Origin of the sequence: Fructobacillus broussonetiae (assembly GCF_018437275.1) — a bacterium.
GTDB lineage: Bacteria > Bacillota > Bacilli > Lactobacillales > Lactobacillaceae > Fructobacillus > Fructobacillus broussonetiae.
In genome coordinates, this window is the sequence record NZ_JAAMFK010000004.1 from 157,168 (window position 1) to 175,178 (window position 18,011).

Genomic DNA, 18,011 nt, shown 5'->3' on the forward strand with positions numbered 1-18,011 from the left:
GTATAAAGATGTCTTTTTATTTTGATAGAATTAAGTAGTTCTGTTGAATTTGAATAAATTATTTAATTGAAGAAAGAAGAGATAAAGTGATTAGGTTTTTGTTTAAGAATAAGGCGATGAAAGAAGCAGTGCCGATTGTTTTCTTGATTCTTTTTTCATTCATCGTGCTTAATAATGAGTTATTTGGCGCCATTAGAATTATCGCAGACGACTACTACCATTTTTCTAGAATCCATAATTTGTATGGTAGCCCTATTGCTTTTCTATACCCACAGAATTTTGCTACTATTGGGCAAGTAGGTAGTGCGACGAATATTTTTTATCCATCAATATTGATGCAAGGTATCGTTGATTTTATACCTCACTCACTTAATCTTGGGCCTATGACTGTTTATAAGATATTCATGTTTATTATGTTAATATTCATGTTCTTATCTTTTTATTGTCTAGTACATTTTGGGTTAAATACACCAATTTTAAAAGCAACTTTTTTAAGTCTCATCTGGGGGGCTTTTGCTTTTTCTTTTGATTTAACTACTATTGGGGGAGAAACACTAGCTCGACTAGCTTTTCCTTTCGTTGCATTTGGACTTTATAAGTTGAATCAACAAAAATCATATTTTTACTTAGTTGTTGGTGTGTCACTGGCTGTCTATTCTCATATATTAACTGCGGCTTATTTAGTTGGATTAATAACTGTTTATTTTTTTGTGTCGATTGTGCTTCAAAGAAAAGGCAGAGTTCTGCTAATTAAAAACTATGTATTTACGGGTCTTTATACTTTTTTTACAACATTAGTAATTACAGTACCCATCGTTCTTACCGATAAGGCTAATAATATTCTTCCACCCCAAGTTCCAAAATTAGTTTTTCTTGAGCGAACAGGGTCCTTACATTATATTTTACAAATTCCTGGTGTATTTATAATTTGTTTTAGCATTGTCGTAATGATATTGGTTACCAGAATGATGAACATGGGACAAATGGTGACACTTGGTGTGGCAGTATTTGGAACCAGTGCTATTGGCTGGCTTTATTATGCGCAAAATACTAGTTTATCTGTTTTACAGTTCTCAGATAGAGTTTTTAATTATAGTATGTTTATGTGTCTTTTGTTTTCATTATTTAGTCTTACAAAAATAAACTTTAATAAGAACTCATTGAAGATTTTAGGTAGTTGTTCACTTTTCATTGTTGCTTTGTCAAGTACTATGCTCCATGATTTTAATTATTCAAATTTTGATGATGAGGGTGAACGCATTCTCGTAACTGATGATCAATTAAATCATCATGTGAACGATGGATTGGATGGATATCAATTAACTAATCTGGGAGCTATGGATGATTCACATACTAAGAATCCAAATACATGGCGATTGATGAATTTTGCGGATTATGTACCTAGTGAAATACTTGCGAATAAGTCTTCAAAATTCTTAAAGGAAGATTCTTACGCAACACACATAGCTGATCATCAATTGGAGGTTAATGGACAATATTTTGAGGTTAAACAATATAATGCTAGTTTAAAAGAAATAAAATTATCATCCCAAGAAAATATTGAAAAAAATACAATTAAACTTCCGGTTCTCGGGTATAATAATTTTGATATTAACGTATATATTAATAAAAAAAGATTAGATTATACTGTTGATAAAGGTCAAATTACGATTAGTTCAGCATTAGGAAAAAAAGACGTACTAACAATCAGGCAGTTTATTCCGTTATCAAGCGTGATTGCATTGTTCCTGTCTATAATAGCGTGGGTAATTCTTTTTATTCATCCAAAAAATATAGTTAAAGCAAAAAAGAAAACTTTACTAGGTATTAATTGAAAGATCGATACAATATGAAACAGATATTTTTAAAATTTTATAAAAACATTTATTTTCCATTATTTCTGATTGGAATGTTTTTGTTTTTAACAGCTTTATTCTATGCAGCGACAATATTACATCCACAAGATTGGATGGCTACCTATTTTATTGGTAATGATTCACATTTAAATATACCTGTGTCTAGTTATCATGGAATAGGTGGTTATTTTCATGTGGCAGTTGATCGATACCATGTTTGGACTTCAAGATTTTTAATTGAACTAATTTCCTTTCCACTGGCTAGGCATATTGTTCTTTGGTCATTTATAAGTAGTGCTATTACTTTGCTGACAATGATAATTGTTTCAAGGGGATTTGCTAATTTATACAAAATTAGTTTTAAAAAATCATTTGTGGTAGTTCTGGTTGGATTGACTTTTTTCTCTATTGATTTACTTGGTGGGTTACAGCCAGATAACCAAGTGACAGTATTTCCTGCTGGTGTATTCGCAACAATGAATAATTATTATTGGATGATTTGTTGTGTTATATTATCATTTTATTGTGCATGGCAATCAACGTTGCTTGAAAATAAAAGTGTTCAATATATCCTGATTGGATTTGGAGCGCTATTAAGCATGATTGCTGTTAACTCAGAACAAATAGCAATTTTTTTGTTTATGTTTAGTTCAATTGTTCTGATTTATAAGTTATTAAATAATAAGATAGTTACTATTCCGAAATGTTACATACTCAGTACATGGGTTATATCTCTAATGGGTATTTTAAATGCTTATGTTTCTCCAGGAAACAAAGCAAGAGCCTATTTTATGAATCAAAGATATCCGGAATATCACACGCGTTCATTGTTTAGAAAAATAGATAGTACTTTCCAAATTTCAATGGATTGGTTGACCTTTCAAAATATACTATTAGCAGGTTTGATTATTGTTATGCTGGTTAGCTTGATAAAACAAAAAAAGATTGTGGAAACCTTGCTGGCAGGATCGTTATTCGTTTTGATGTATGGATTTCCTTCTAACTCACTGCAAAATATGATTCATAATGATATCTTAAATATTAGTAAAAAGTATCCGCTAGAGTATGTTTCCGAAACTAGTATTACAGATGTAGCTAGTTGGCTTCCTGATTTGTATTATGCACTGTTATTCGTATTACTTTGCTACTTATTTCATGAAAGTTTCAAAAAATTTAATTACTATAAAGAGACCATCGTATTATTAATAATTGGAATCCTCTCCAGTTCAGTTATTGCTCTATCGCCAAATATATTAGTTGGTAGTACTAGGCCTTTCATTCTGTTTTCAATTGTTCTATTGCTAGTATTAATTAATTTTATTTGCGGAATTATAGTTGATTATTCCAAAAATAATCAATGAGATATAAATAATAGAAAGCCTCACATAGTTAAGGAGGCTTTTTATTATTAACTCCTTTTTTATATGTTATTTTGAATCAAAATGTTAAAGAAAGTATTTTGATTGGTATTTATCACTTTAAAAAAGATCAAGACTGTGTAAAATTAATAGAGAATAAAGGTAATATAAGAGGAAATAAAATGAAAAAAATAATTGTTAGTAGTATTTCAGTTATCTTAATTTTACTTGTGCTATTTGGTGTTTATAAATTTGGTCGAAACACCTCAACAAAGGAAACAAGAACGAAACAAAAAAGTAGTAAAGTCGTGAGTTCATCTATTCCCAAATCTAAACTAAGCTCTGAAAACAGTTCGGTTCAAGATAGTAACAATGAAGAGAATAATCAAAATTATGACCCTAACCGGACACTTTCTGGCCAAAATGTCGATGCTACGATGATTAAGAATGTAACTGCGCAATTGAGAGATGCTGGTTTACCAGTGGATTATTGGGCACCATCTGACATTAAAACTATCATCACCCAGGCCTCACAACAAGGTGTGTCAGTGGTTGATTATGCTAAGCAAAATTTCCATCAATACGGATAATTAAAATGAAGTTTAAGAAAAGTATAGTAGCTGCTGCCGCCTTTTCAGTTATAGGTATAGGTGCCTCGAATGCAACGATACATGTCAGTGCAGAGGGCATTGATCGGGTCACGGGGGGACAGGCAGGTATTCCTCGAATGGACGTAGTCGATATTTCCTCTCATAATGGTCCATTGTCAGTGCGTGACTTCCAAATCATGCGTGATAATGGTGTTCAAGGAATCATTGTTAAGTTAACTGAAGGAACTTACTATAGAAATCCATATGCACGTACGCAAGCAAATAATGCACGTTCAGCAGGATTGAAAGTTTCTGGATACCACTATTCAGTATATACAAATCAAGATGAGGCTCGCTGGGAAGCAAACTATTTTTCTGATTATGCTTACGAATTAGGTTTTAATCAGGATGATTTAATGGTTAACGATCTTGAAGACCAGTCTACAAAAAATGGTGGGGTATCAGGAAATAGCTGGGCTTTTAATGATCAACTTCATAACCGTGGGTTCCGTAATACTGCTCTATATACTTACATGTATTATCGTAACCAAATGAATTTAGATACGAATTTTGTTGGTGATAAGCATGTTTGGATGGCGGGATATCCATACCATCCTTCATCAAATAATTTATGGAATAGCCAATACGGTATGTGGCAATGGTCTTCAAATGCTGGATTTTGGGGTATTAACGGCACTTTTGACGTTTCAATCGATTACGCTGGCTTAGCAACAGGTCTGGGTGAACCACTTGAAGAACGTGAAATTGATGGAAAATGGTACTTAATTAATACCGTAACTAATGAAAAGAAAAAAGGTTGGCAAAATTGGAGAGGAAATACTTACTTCTTCGATAAAGATGGAGTTCGACTACAAGGGGATCAAGTAATAGATGGTTTCCAAAAGCATTTTGACGATTCAACAGGAGCACTATATAAGGGATATCGTGATGTAGATGGCGGAACTGTGTACTACGACTTTATGGGTAATAAAGTTTTTGGTGATCAATGCATTGAAGGAAGATGGCAATTCTTTGATTCTAGAAATGGATTTTTGTATAAAGGCTATCGAAATGTAAGTGATGGGACCGTATATTACGATGATATGGGTAATAAGGTGTTTGGTGATAAGACTATTGATGGCCGTCAGCAGTTTTATGATTATCGCACTGGTTTGCTTTATAAGGGCTATCGAGACGTAGAAGGCGGTACTGTTTACTATGATGACATGGGAAACAAAGTTTTCGGTGAAAAAGTTATTAATGGTAATGCTCAAATCTTTGATTCAGTAACTGGATTTTTGTTTAAAGGGTATCGAAATGTAGATGGTGGCACTGTTTATTATGACAATATGGGTAATAAGGCCTTTGGTGATTGGATTGTAAATGGTTACCATCAATTCTACGAACCTGGGACGGGATTTTTGCACAAAGGCTACCGTGTAAGTCAGGGGAATACTTATTATTACGATAATATGGGAAACATGGTCTTTGGAGACCAAACAATAGACGGTAAGAAACTATATTTTGATCCTCGAAATGGGGCTATGTACAAGGGTTATCGAAATGTAGCTAATGGTACTGTTTACTACGATAAAAATGGATACATGGTTTTTGATGAACAAACAATCAATGGTCATCAACAATACTTTGATGTTAAAACCGGCCTATTGTACAAAGGTTATCGAGACGTTACCGGAGGAACTTTGTACTATGACAAAGAAGGTAACAAAGTGTTTGGTGATCAGAATATTGATGGTCACCAACAATATTATTCACCTGATACAGGTTTCCTGTTTAAGGGCTACCGTACTGTAAATGGCAAACGTCTATATTATGATGATATGGGAAATTTGACAGAGGTTTATGATTCTGGCAGTCAATTTAGAGGATATAAGAATGTAAATGGTGGAACTGTTTATTATGATGATAAAGGTAAGCAGGTCTATGGCGAACAAACAATCGATGGCCATCAACAATATTTTGAACCTCAAACTGGATTTCTATATAAAGGTTACCGTGATGTGAATGGCGGAACACTTTATTATGATAATATGGGTAATAAGGTATTTGGAGATTTGTTTATTAATGGCTACCACCAGTATTATGATAAGAATGGGTTCCTTTATAAGGGTTATCGTGACGTAAATGGTGGAACGTTATATCATGACAACATGGGGAATGTAGTGTTTGGCGATCAAGTGATTGATGGTCATCAGCAATTTTATGATTACCGAACTGGGTTCCTGTACAAAGGTTATCGTGATGTAAACGGTGGAACACTTTATTACGATAATATGGGAAATAAAGTGTTTGGCGATTTGTTCATCAACGGATATCACCAATTTTACGATAAGAATGGATTTCTTTATAAAGGTTACCGAGATGTGAGTGGTGGAACACTTTATTACGATAATATGGGAAATGCTGTCTATGGCGATCATGTGATTGATGGCCATCAGCAGTTCTATGATAAAAATGGTTTCCTTTATAAGGGTTATCGTGATGTGAGCGGAGGAACGCTGTATTACGATAATATGGGGAATAAAGTTTTTGGTAATTTAACAATCAATGGATATCATCAGTATTATGATGAGAATGGATTCCTTTTTAAAGGTGTTCGCACAGTGAACGGTAAGAAACTTTACTATGATAATATGGGGAATTTATATAAAACCGAAGACGGTGGAACAACCTCTAAAGGTTATCGCGATGTAAATGGTGGAACCGTTTACTATGATGACAATGGTAAACAGCTCTTTGGTGAACAGACAATTAATGGCCATCAACAATATTTTGAACCTCAAACTGGATTCCTATATAAAGGTTATCGTGATGTGAATGGCGGAACACTTTATTATGATAATATGGGTAATAAGGTATTTGGAGATTTGTTTATTAATGGTTACCACCAGTATTATGATAAGAATGGATTCCTTTATAAAGGTTACCGCGACGTGGATGGTGGGACACTATACCACGATAATATGGGAAACGTAGTGTTTGGCGATCAAGTGATTGATGGTCACCAGCAATTTTATGATTACCGAACTGGGTTCCTGTACAAGGGTTATCGTGATGTAAATGGTAAAACCTTGTATTACGATGATATGGGTAATAAGGTATTTGGTGATTTATATATAAACGGCTATCACCAGTACTACGATAAAAATGGTTTTCTTTATAAAGGATATCGCGATGTAAAAGGCGGTACCTTGTATCATGACAACATGGGGAATGTAGTGTTTGGAGATCAGATTATTGATGGTCACCAGCAGTTTTACGATAAAAATGGTTTTCTTTATAAAGGTTACCGTGATGTGAACGGTGGAACACTTTATTATGATAATATGGGTAATAAGGTGTTCGGCGATCAGATTATTGATGGTCATCAACAATTTTACGATTATCGAACAGGATTTCTTTTTAAGGGATATCGAAAAGTAAATGGTGAGATTTTATTTTACGATAATATGGGAAACCACTATTGATTTGAAAACTTAAATTATTTCTTCTGTGTTGAGTTGCAATTAGCCTAAAAGCAAAGTTTTGTTATAAAACTTTGCTTTTTTAATTACTTTTAATTAAATTTTCTTAAAAACAAACAATTTTGGTTACATTCCATAGTAAAATATAATTATTAAACATTAGGGATAATATTATGCAGGTCGCAAAAAACTATTTATATAATGCAGCTTACCAGCTGTTAAATATCATTGTTCCGATTATCACATTGCCGTATTTAGCCCGAGTGCTTGGGAAAGAAGGCGTGGGAATTGCCTCTTGGACTAATTCCCTGGCTACTTATTTTTTACTTATTGCATCACTTGGTATCGTTACATATGGATCTAGAGAAATAGCTTATGTTCGTAATGATAAAGAAGCAAGGCAAAAAAAGTTTTGGGAAATTCAAATCATCCATTTTTTTGCCGGTATTGTGGCAATCGTTCTATATATAGTTTTTATATATGGTGGTGGAGCTATAAATACACGCATCCGCGATAATGAACTGTTTTTGTGGTATCAAATTTGGGTTGTCCTTTCCGGAATTCTTGATATTTCATGGTATTTTATTGGGCTGGAGGATTTTAAGAAGACTGTTCTTCGCAACATGTTTATTAAAATCTTGATGACTGTCTTAATTTTTACTCTAGTAAAAACACCGCAGGATGTGGGACCATATATTTTATTACTTGCAATTTCACAGGTTGTTGGAAATCTCTCGATGTGGTTCTATCTTATTGGTAAATTCAAGTTACCTAGGTGGTCATCACTGGAATTTAAGAAGCATTGGGGCCCTGTTTTCCTAATGTTCTTACCAACGATAGCAACTCAGATTTATTTGCAGCTTAATAAAACGATGCTACCGTTTATTACTGGTGCGACCGCATCATCAGGTATATATGATAATGCAGATAAAATTATTAAAGTATGTTTAGCTTTAGTTACATCAGTTGGAATGGTTATGTTACCTCGTATGTCTGCTCATTTTGCTGCTGGGGAGCATGAGAAAATGAAAAAAGCTATTCATTCTTCAATGGACTTTGTTTCAGCAATTGCTATTCCTTTAGCTACCGGTATTGCAGCTGTAGGTCCAACAGCTATGCTGTGGTTTTTGGGGAAGTCATGGGGGGAAGTTGGAACTGCACTGGTTCTTTTAACTCCGATCATCGTCTTTATCGGTTGGTCAAATGTCATTGGTAATCAGTTCTTGATTCCTACAAAGCGATTAAATGAGTATACATGGTCTGTTACTTTTGGTGCTCTCGTAAATATTTTGCTGAACTTCTTCTTTATTTACTTCTGGGCTGTTGAGGGTGCAGCCGTTTCGACAGCTATATCTGAATTTGCAGTTATTGCTTATCAACTTGTAGTCACTAGAAATGACATGTCAATCAAAACACACTTTATCGGTATATGGCGTTATATAGTCGCATCAGCAGTTATGTATGTAGTGGTGATGCTTTATGTCAATACTCATAATATCGGCTTTCTTTCTACTGTGATTGAATCTGCAATTGGATTAGTTGTTTATTTGTTGGCATTATTTATTTTACGTGCTCCAATTTTAAAGCTATCTCTAACACGTGCATTATTCCGTTAATAGTCACTTTCTGGTATAATTAGCGGTTGTGAACAAATAATAAATAACTGGAGAATGGAGCATTGAAAAAAATATTGTTCTATCGTCTTCCCAAGCGAATATTAGATATTGTTGTATCAATTGTTGCACTGGTCGTTTTTTCTCCAGTGTTTCTAGTTATAGCAATCTGGATAAGACTGTCAAAGGGAACGTCACATGTTTTTTATAGCCAAGACCGTGTGGGTCAGAATGGTAAACATTTTAAAATATATAAATTTCAATCTATGGTTGATAATGCAGATGAAATACTGAGGTCAAATAAGAAGCTATATCAAAAATTCGTCCAAAATGGGTATAAATTACCAACTAATGAGGATCCTCGTATTACAAAAATAGGAACGGTACTTAGACGTACATCGTTAGATGAGCTTCCTCAATTTGTGAATACCTTGATTGGTACAATGTCGATTATCGGACCACGACCAGTCGTTGAAAAAGAATTAGTAGAGTATGGGACCGAAGAAAGAATCAATCGCTTTTTGTCTGTTAAACCAGGCGTTTTCGGACTGTGGCAAGCTTCCGGAAGGTCAAATATAGGGTATCCGGAGCGAGCAGAAATTGAATTAAGTTATGTTGAGAATGCTAACCTTATATTAGATTTTAAAATATTAATTTTGACAGCCATTGCTATTTTTAAGGCCGATGGGGCTTTTTAAAGGAGTAACCATGGAGTTTACATTGAGAGATTTATTAAAACGTTTTGTACGTTATAGTTGGTTAATTGTATTAGCCGTTATTGCTTTTTCTGCTATTGGGTATTTGTATTCTAAATCAGCTAAGGTTACTACAAATTACTCAGCTTCGCGTAGTGTTATTGTTGCTAAGAATAATACTGATGTTAAGGATCCAAATTCAAGGGTTCAGGCAGACCGGTCTCTAATTGCAACGTATGAAAAAATTGCCCAAGATGATTCTATTATCTCTGAGGTTAAAAATTCATTGCCATTTAAGATGAAAAAAGCAGATATCGCATCAGCTGTAACAGTAGATAATCCAACGGATACGCTTATGTTGGCCTTTAAGTCAGGAGGGGAAACTCCAGAAAAAGCTAAAACATTAGCAAACACATATGCCGAGGTATTTGCTAAAAAGGCAGTTCAGATTTACCCAGATATGGGTGATGTTCGGCTGCTTTCTGAAGCTAATGGATCTGACGTTATTCAATCAGGAATGAAATCTACTAAGAAATTGACAATATTTGGGGCTGTATTCGGATTGGCCTTATCTGCTTTCTTAATTCTTTTAGTAGGTGCTATTACAAATTATTACCAATTCAAAAGGGCAATATAAATTCTAATGGTAAATTTTCTGCTTCCAATCACTTTTTTTTCAAAAACTTATACTTACTCTTTAGCTGAACCAACGGCAATGATTTCGGTTGTTGTTTTTACTTTAATTATCGTAATTCAACTATTTCGCTATCCAAATCGTGTTGTCGAAGTTATACCTTCTCAAAAGGCATTTCTCTTAGGTGGACTGTTTTGGGTTTGTCAATTGGTTTCAATGTTTTTGTCCTACTGTGTTTCAGGTGAAAGTAAACTCACATCAGGTATAATACATTCGTCGATAATATTATTAGGGTGGACGCTCGCTGTTTATTTGTCTTGGGCAGTTATTCAATTAACAGTAAGAAGTACAGATGATGAAAAAAAGTTTGTTAAAGCTGGCCTAGTTGGATTGGCTTTTTATTTATTATTTGTAATCGTTCCTCAATTCCTTGTTCTTTTCCATTTTGAGAAAATAACTTCTTATGTAAACTTTCTTGCTTCGCTGTTTGAACAGAGATGGCGTACTATGGGGGGATACGATATTTATGCCCATGGATCGTATGTAACAACTCAGCATCGTATAAATGGTTTTGAACCTGAAGCTTCCTACTTAGCTAACTTATTAGGAGTTGTTTACCTTCCATTATTAATTGGACTAACAGTTTCAAGACATTCTTTGTGGAAAACGACGATTTCTAAAAATAAACAGTTAATCGGTAATACGATATTTACTTTTTCTGTTCTTTTAACCTTAGTTTTAGCGAAAACGACGACTGGAATTTTAACTGCTGGAATAGCGTTTATTCTTTGGATGATTTGGTCCAAAAATGGGTTTAGAGCATTTTTATTTAGCACTTTGATACTTAGTGGATTTCTTTTATTTGTCGCTTATTTTAAGGTTTCTATTGTTCATACTACTTTTAACCAATTCTTGTTTGCAAAAGGTGGGACCGACAATCGCCTTGGTGGAACGATTGCTTTGGCGATAACATTCTTACAACACCCGCTATGGGGAGTGGGGTCTGGATTTACTTCGTTCTTTATAGTTCAAAATGTTCCTGAAGTAACAACACATAATTTTGAGTATCAGCATTTGTATTCACAATATGGTTTTCCAATTTTGTCTGATTTCCTTGGTTGGTTAGCGACTTTTGGAATTATAATTGTGATTCCGGCTCTGTGGTTGTTAATTAGATTAATTTTAAAATCATATAAAATGCAATTAGTTTACAAGAATTCCAGTTGGGAAAAAGCGATTCATATATCTTTCATAACTATGATTGTATTGGCAGCATTTTCTTCAATTTTTATTTTGAAAATCTATTTATGGCCATACTTATTGATGTTTTTCTTTTATCGTCAGCATCTTATACGCCTTGGAAAGGAGCAGAAGCAATGACCATTTATGTTGCTACGCACAAAGAATACGATATTCCGCAGGATGGGTGTTACCAGCCAATTATGGTTGGATCAGCACTCAGAGATGCTATTCCAGAAGGATACCTTCGGGATGATTCAGGAAATAACATTTCAACAAAAAATCCGAACTTTAATGAGCTAACTGCAATTTATTGGGCATGGAAGAATTCAAATTCCGATGTGATTGGTTTAATGCATTACCGTCGTTACTTGGGTAGCAATTCGTCGCACGATGTGAAGAATCGGTTAACTAAAGTTCAAATGGAGTACTTGTTGCGGACTCACGATGTGATCTTACCAAAGGCAAGGAACTACTTCATTGAGAATCAGAGAAACCATTATTTGCATGCTCATGCAAACGAACCGTACTTCATCATGGAGGACGTGCTCAAAAACGATTTTCCAGATTTCTATCCGGCCTTTCAGCAAATGGAAAAGTCAACGAAAGCTCACCTCTTTAACATGTTTGTGATGAAGAGGGAGATATTCGAGGATTACGCCTCTTTCCTGTTTGGTGTTTTGGAAAGAGTTGAAGCCCGTGTTGACTTGTCCACATTGGAGGGACAAGATCTTCGGGTGTTCGGATTCCTGTCCGAACGCCTCATGGACACCTGGTTATACACCAGGGGGTATTCCTACACTGAGATGCCGGTCGTTTCACTGGAAAAAACTAACTGGGTGGATAAAGGAACACAGTTCTTGAAACGTAAGTTCTTCCCAAATTCAAAGAAAAAGGTACATTTCTAATGGCAAATAAATTTAACACTAAAAACTATGACTACTTAATCGTAGGGGCTGGTCCTTTCGGAATGACTTTTGCTTACGAAGCAGCTAAGCGCGGTAAGAAGTCACTCGTTGTTGAAAAGCGTTCGTTTATCGGTGGAAACACCCACACCCACGTTGAAAACGGAATCACCGTTCACGATTTCGGTGCCCACATCTTCCACACGGATAACAAGATGGTCTGGGACTATGTTCGTCAGTTTGCTGAATTTAACGGTTTCCAAAACCAAGTTGTGGCAAACTATAACGGTAAGTTGTTCAACTTGCCATTTAACATGAATACGTTCTACCAAATGTGGGGAACGAAGACGCCTGCAGAAGCTAAGGCTAAGATTGAAGAACAAAAGGCTGAAGCGTTGAAGGAATTAGGTGACCGTCAACCAAGAAACCTTGAAGAACAAGCAATCTCATTGATTGGAACGGATATCTACCAAGCCTTGATCAAGGGTTACACGGAAAAGCAGTGGGGACGTAAGGCAACCGAATTGCCTGCCTTCATTATCAAGCGTTTGCCAGTACGTTTTATCTACGACAACAACTACTTTAACCACCGTTACCAAGGAATTCCTGTTGGTGGTTACACGCAGATCTTTGAAAACATGGTTGAACGTTCAAATGGCTTGATTGATGTGATGACTGACACTGATTTCTTCGACCACAAGGATGAATTCTTGGCTGAATTCCCACGCGTTTTGTACACGGGAATGATCGACCAATTCTTCGATTACAAGCACGGTGAATTGGAATACCGTTCACTTCGCTTTGAATCAGAAACAATTGATTCTGATAACTACCAAGGTAACGCCGTGATTAACTACACGGATGCTGAGACACCATTCACCCGTCAAATGGAATGGAAGCATTTCGATGGATTGGCTGACGAAGGAAAAACAATTATCACGCGTGAATACCCACAAGATTGGGACCGTACGAAGGAAGCTTACTACCCAGTGAACAACGAAAAGAACACGGAACTTTACAAGCAATACGTTCAGGAAGCACGCGAGAATGCCCCTGAAGTGATTTTCGGTGGTCGTTTGGGAAAGTACCGTTACTTCGATATGGATCAAGTGTTTAACGATGCTTTGAACACGGTACGTGATGAATTTGATATTGATGACGACTTTAACTTCGCACATGATGAGGTAAAGTAAGTTATAATTAGAAAGGCTCTAAGGAGCCTGTACATATTAATTTGAGGGAGAGAAGTATGACGAACTCACAGAATGAAGTTTTATCATTAGTTGTACCTGTACACAATGAGGAAGATACAATTCATCTTTTTTATCAAGCCATTCAAGACATTAAAAGTCAGGTAACGGCCGATATTGACTTTCATTTTATTGACGATGGGTCAACTGACCGTACGCTAATGATTCTACGTGAGTTAAGTGAAAAGGATAGCCATGTTCACTACGTTTCTTTCTCACGAAACTTTGGAAAAGAAGCTGGGTTATACGCGGGTCTTGAACAAGCTAATGGTGACTATGTCGCTGTCATGGATGTTGACCTTCAAGATCCACCTGAACTGTTACCTGAAATGTTGAAGGAAGTTCAATCTGGAGAATATGACGCTGTTGGAACACGGCGAGCAGACCGTAAGGGAGAAGCAAAGCTTCGTTCATGGTTCTCCGCACAGTTCTACAAATGGATGAATAAAATTTCTCAAACGCACCTTGTAGATGGAGCACGCGATTACCGAGTTATGACTCGTCAAATGGTGGATGCCATTTTAGCAATGTCTGAAAATCAACGTTTTTCAAAGGGGATTTTCACTTGGGTTGGATTTAAGACTAAGTACATTCCATTTGAAAATCGTGAACGTGTTGCTGGAAACACATCTTGGTCTTTTTGGTCATTGACTAAGTATGCCATTGAAGGGATTGTTTCATTCTCAACAATGCCACTGACTATTGTTACATTCCTTGGAATGCTAACGTTTGGAATTTCAATTCTTGCGGGAATTTTTATTGTGATTCGTGCTTTAATTGCTAATACCTCAGTTGCAGGATGGCCATCAATGGTTACCATCATACTCTTTATTGGTGGAATCCAAATGCTGAGTCTTGGAGTGATTGGAAGATACATGGCCGCTATCTTTATGGAGACTAAGAATCGGCCAATTTATATTTCGAAAGAATCTAAGTGATTCTATAATAAAAATATTTAACAGAGAAAAGTATGAAATTAACATTTAATGAAAAAATTCAACTAGGAATCCCAGTTATATTATTTGGTATAGCAATGGCGGCCCTGTTGTTTATGGTGGGACATAATGGTGAATTATTTTATGGAGCTGATTTTCAGTTTCATTTTAATCGAATGTATGAATATCATGAAAATATTCGCCGATTGAATTTCTTTCCAACCATTTCAACATTTTCTGCTAATCAAATTGGAAGTAACGTTATAGCTATGTATCCATCATTCCCTACATATTTAGGGGCTTTGATGCTGTTTGTTTTTAAGCCGATTTTAGCTATGTATATCTTAATCTGGTGTCAGTTTATGATTCAATTCCTGATTACAAGATTCGTAGCAAGAAAAATGAACTTAGAAAATATTGAAGCGACAACTGTAGCTGTTATTTTTGTGACATCGACTGCATTGGTTTCACAGTCTATTCAGCAATGGCTTCTTGGTGAAACCTTTGCCATGTCATTTATGCCATTAATTTTGCTTGGCTTATATCGACTGGCAACAAAATCAGTTGAATCAACAAAGCTTATGAGCATTAAAGAAAACTGGAATGAACTCTGGCCTCTAATTGTTGGTTTTACGGCTGTTTTATATAGCCATGTTCTTTCACTTGCGATGGTTTTTGTTTACTTTTGTATTGCAGTTTTGTACTTGTTAATCACACGTAAAACAAGAGTATACATTGTGGTGAATGTAATTATAGCCGGAGTGATCACTTTACTACTATCGATTGCTTTTCTAATTCCATTTCTATTTAATTCTTTAAATAATAACCTACAAACACCAGAGCCATATCCTTTTTTGGATACTTGGGCTGCTCCTAAAATGCTTGAAATTTGGAATGGGGCTTTTGCATATTCAACAAATACAATCGGATTGTTCCCGGTTATCTCAGTTATCCTTGGTTTGTTTTTGTATCCAAAACTAACTAATCACGTAAAAAAGGTGTTTTTACTTTCAATTTTGTTAGTTTTTAACGGTTCGTTCTATTTATGGAATCTCATCTATAAGAGTCCTTTAGGTGTGATTCAGTTTCCACATCGGCTTTTAGTATTTGCTATTTTATCTTTAGCTTTTCTGTTTGTTTTTGAGATTCGATCATTGTACGATAATTCAAAGCAACGTACGATTTTATTGATTTGTACCGCCGTATTTAGCATTTTCTCTTCTTTTTACTTTACAAAGAAAAATTGGTTAGATGGAGTTAAAGCGAATAGCATTTTAGTAGATTACACGCCAAACGAAAAACGGCCAGTAACGATGCCACCTGTGGGTACATACCGTGTAAACAATACTGGTATTGATAATTTGTTAAAGTATTGGGTTACATTCGGTGCATTTGATTACTTACCAAAAAATAACCAGCATGATTCTTCACTATTGAATCATCAGGTTCAGTTAAATAGCCAACCCGTTCCATCAACGTATAGTTCCATTGGTAATGGTATAAAATATGAAGGAAACTTTGGTAAGGGAAATATTAAGTTACCATTCATTACATACAATTCAAATTATGAAGTTCATGACAAGAATGGTCACTCATTATCGTATTCTTCAGATCAAAGCAGCCAAATGGTTGTTAAGAATACAGAAGCCACAAACGAAATTACTGTAAAACGTAAAGCTTCTGTGTTGGAAGTTGTTTCTTTAATAATTAGTTTTATTACTGGAATAACATTGATAATTTACGCTTTGTATCGAAGATTTAAATAAAATAAAAGTGCTTAATTTATCACTGTGATATAATTTGCATGATATTATTTTTAAATAGCAAAGGGGGCCCTTATGGCCGAATCAAACAAAAAGATTAGTGCGGTAATTGTTACTTACAATCGCCTGGATTTGTTGAAAGAGTCATTAAATGCTTTGTTTAAGCAGGAATATTCTTTGTCACATATTATTGTTGTAGATAACAATAGTGAAAATGATACAAAGGAATATCTTGAATCCCTTGGAGACAAAATTGATTACTTGCGTCTTCCAGAAAATATTGGTGGGGCTGGTGGATTCAACAAAGGAATTCGTTACTTCATTGAAGAAACTGATGATGATTATCTTTGGATTATGGATGATGACACGATTGCACATCCGGATACTATGAAATCATTTATGCAATATGCGGACCAAAATCCAGATTTTTCATTCTTAGCATCAAAGGTTTTGTGGAAAGACGGTTCATTAGCAAAAATGAACTTGATGGGTTACATGAATGGTAGAAGGATTCCTGATTCCGAAAAAAATGTTGTGCAAACAAGAAATGCAACGTTTGTTTCATTATTGATTGCGCGTGACATTGTAGAAAAAATTGGATTGCCAATTGTTGACTTCTTTATCTGGGGAGATGATATTGAATATACTGAACGTGCGGCCCGAGTTCGCCCTGGATACTATGTTCCATCTGCAACCGTTACTCATGCGACAAAGGCTAATTTTGGTTCGTCATTATTGAACGATTCTGCTGATCGAACTCCGCGTTACTATTACCATTATCGTAATAAGATGTATTATGCACGACAGAGAAAATTGTATCGAAAGCTACGTGCTGAAGTTCGGCCATGGCTTGACTATGTAAATATTTTATTTTCTAAAACTGAAAATAAAAAAGAAAAACTTGCTATTATTCGAAAGGGTGTAAAGGCAGGTTTGAAGTTTAATCCAACCGTTGAGTATGCTAAGAAAAAAAATGATTAAAATGATTTTTTGGAAAGTAGCCTAGGGCTACTTTTTTCTTGTAAAAAAAGAATTTTGAACTGCTATCTATTAATTAACTTATGAGACAGATATTAACTAAAAAAATCAAAGAACTTTTCCCATTTATTATTCTTTTGTTCACTTCACTTTTGATATTAAATGGCTTACTCTTTACTCCTATTCGATTAGATTGGGACTCTTACTATCATTTATCAAGAGTTCATAATCTTTCGCAAGGATTTTTCTCTTTTTTGTATCCGCAGAATTTTAATTCGCTTGGAAAAGTTGGCTTAGCAACAAATGTTTTTTATCCTTCTCTAACGGTTCAATTTATTGTTAGTATTATTCCAACAAGTTTAAGCGCACTCGCTGCATATAAACTATTTGTGTTTATAGAACTTTATTTAATTTCGCTTGTACTTTATCTTTTACTGAGATTCAAAATGAAAAACAGCACCATGTCTTCACTATTCTTTGCTGTTTTTTGGGGTGCAATAGTAATTTGTTTTGATGTTGAAGCAACGGGAGGTGAAGCGCTATGCTCGTATGCTGATAAAATGGACAGATTTTATGCATCGTCCACTGTATAATTATCCCAAGACTAAAAAGGAAATCAGCACATGACTAAAAGGCCACGTTACTCACAGGAATTCAAAGATGCCATTGTTGCCCTCTATCAAGAAGGTCGTTCCTCTCTGTCACTTTCA

14 protein-coding genes are annotated in these 18,011 nt (G+C 35.2%); all 14 read left to right on the plus strand.

Features of this window, described 5'->3' with window-relative positions; translation table 11 throughout:
* Window positions 1–116 precede the first annotated feature (116 nt).
* The 14 genes from G6R29_RS04415 (at window position 117) to G6R29_RS04480 (ending at window position 17,894) form a co-directional block, all read left to right on the plus strand.
* Window positions 117–1,835 carry a hypothetical protein gene (locus G6R29_RS04415; protein ID WP_213809147.1) on the plus strand — a complete coding sequence of 573 codons (1,719 nt, stop codon included), beginning with the start codon at window positions 117–119 and terminating at the stop codon, window positions 1,833–1,835.
* A gap of 14 nt (window positions 1,836–1,849) precedes the next feature.
* Entirely contained in the window at window positions 1,850–3,217 is a 1,368-nt protein-coding gene (locus G6R29_RS04420; RefSeq protein WP_213809148.1) for a hypothetical protein, read from the plus strand.
* Window positions 3,218–3,288: 71 nt separating this feature from the next.
* Entirely contained in the window at window positions 3,289–3,804 is a 516-nt protein-coding gene (locus G6R29_RS04425; protein WP_213809149.1) for a hypothetical protein, read from the plus strand.
* Window positions 3,805–3,809: 5 nt separating this feature from the next.
* Entirely contained in the window at window positions 3,810–7,292 is a 3,483-nt protein-coding gene (locus tag G6R29_RS04430; RefSeq protein WP_213809150.1) for a GH25 family lysozyme, read from the plus strand.
* A 170-nt stretch (window positions 7,293–7,462) separates the two neighbouring features.
* Window positions 7,463–8,905, plus strand: a complete 1,443-nt coding sequence (locus G6R29_RS04435; protein ID WP_213809151.1) for a flippase — start codon at window positions 7,463–7,465, stop codon at window positions 8,903–8,905.
* A gap of 62 nt (window positions 8,906–8,967) precedes the next feature.
* On the plus strand, window positions 8,968–9,600 hold the full coding sequence (locus tag G6R29_RS04440) for a sugar transferase (protein WP_213809152.1): 633 nt from the start codon (window positions 8,968–8,970) through the stop codon (window positions 9,598–9,600).
* A 10-nt stretch (window positions 9,601–9,610) separates the two neighbouring features.
* Complete coding sequence (locus G6R29_RS04445; RefSeq protein ID WP_213809153.1) at window positions 9,611–10,234, plus strand: YveK family protein; 624 nt, start codon at window positions 9,611–9,613, stop codon at window positions 10,232–10,234.
* Between the two features lie 6 nt (window positions 10,235–10,240).
* The gene (locus G6R29_RS04450; protein WP_213809154.1) at window positions 10,241–11,611 is read left to right on the plus strand and encodes an O-antigen ligase family protein; all 1,371 of its coding nucleotides are present in this window, start codon (window positions 10,241–10,243) and stop codon (window positions 11,609–11,611) included.
* Window positions 11,608–12,378: a DUF4422 domain-containing protein gene (locus tag G6R29_RS04455; RefSeq protein WP_213809155.1), complete on the plus strand. Its 771-nt coding sequence runs from the start codon at window positions 11,608–11,610 to the stop codon at window positions 12,376–12,378. Before G6R29_RS04450 ends, G6R29_RS04455 begins: the two co-directional genes overlap by 4 nt.
* On the plus strand, window positions 12,378–13,568 hold the full coding sequence (glf, locus tag G6R29_RS04460; protein ID WP_213809156.1) for a UDP-galactopyranose mutase: 1,191 nt from the start codon (window positions 12,378–12,380) through the stop codon (window positions 13,566–13,568). The genes G6R29_RS04455 and glf overlap by 1 nt, the downstream gene beginning before the upstream one ends.
* Window positions 13,569–13,624: 56 nt before the next feature.
* Window positions 13,625–14,563: a glycosyltransferase family 2 protein gene (locus G6R29_RS04465; RefSeq protein WP_213809157.1), complete on the plus strand. Its 939-nt coding sequence runs from the start codon at window positions 13,625–13,627 to the stop codon at window positions 14,561–14,563.
* Window positions 14,564–14,595: 32 nt separating this feature from the next.
* Window positions 14,596–16,326: a glycosyltransferase family protein gene (locus G6R29_RS04470; RefSeq protein ID WP_213809158.1), complete on the plus strand. Its 1,731-nt coding sequence runs from the start codon at window positions 14,596–14,598 to the stop codon at window positions 16,324–16,326.
* 72 nt (window positions 16,327–16,398) lie between these two features.
* Window positions 16,399–17,304, plus strand: a complete 906-nt coding sequence (locus G6R29_RS04475; RefSeq protein ID WP_213809159.1) for a glycosyltransferase family 2 protein — start codon at window positions 16,399–16,401, stop codon at window positions 17,302–17,304.
* A gap of 80 nt (window positions 17,305–17,384) precedes the next feature.
* Window positions 17,385–17,894, plus strand: a complete 510-nt coding sequence (locus tag G6R29_RS04480) for a hypothetical protein (protein WP_213809160.1) — start codon at window positions 17,385–17,387, stop codon at window positions 17,892–17,894.
* Window positions 17,895–18,011 lie beyond the last annotated feature (117 nt).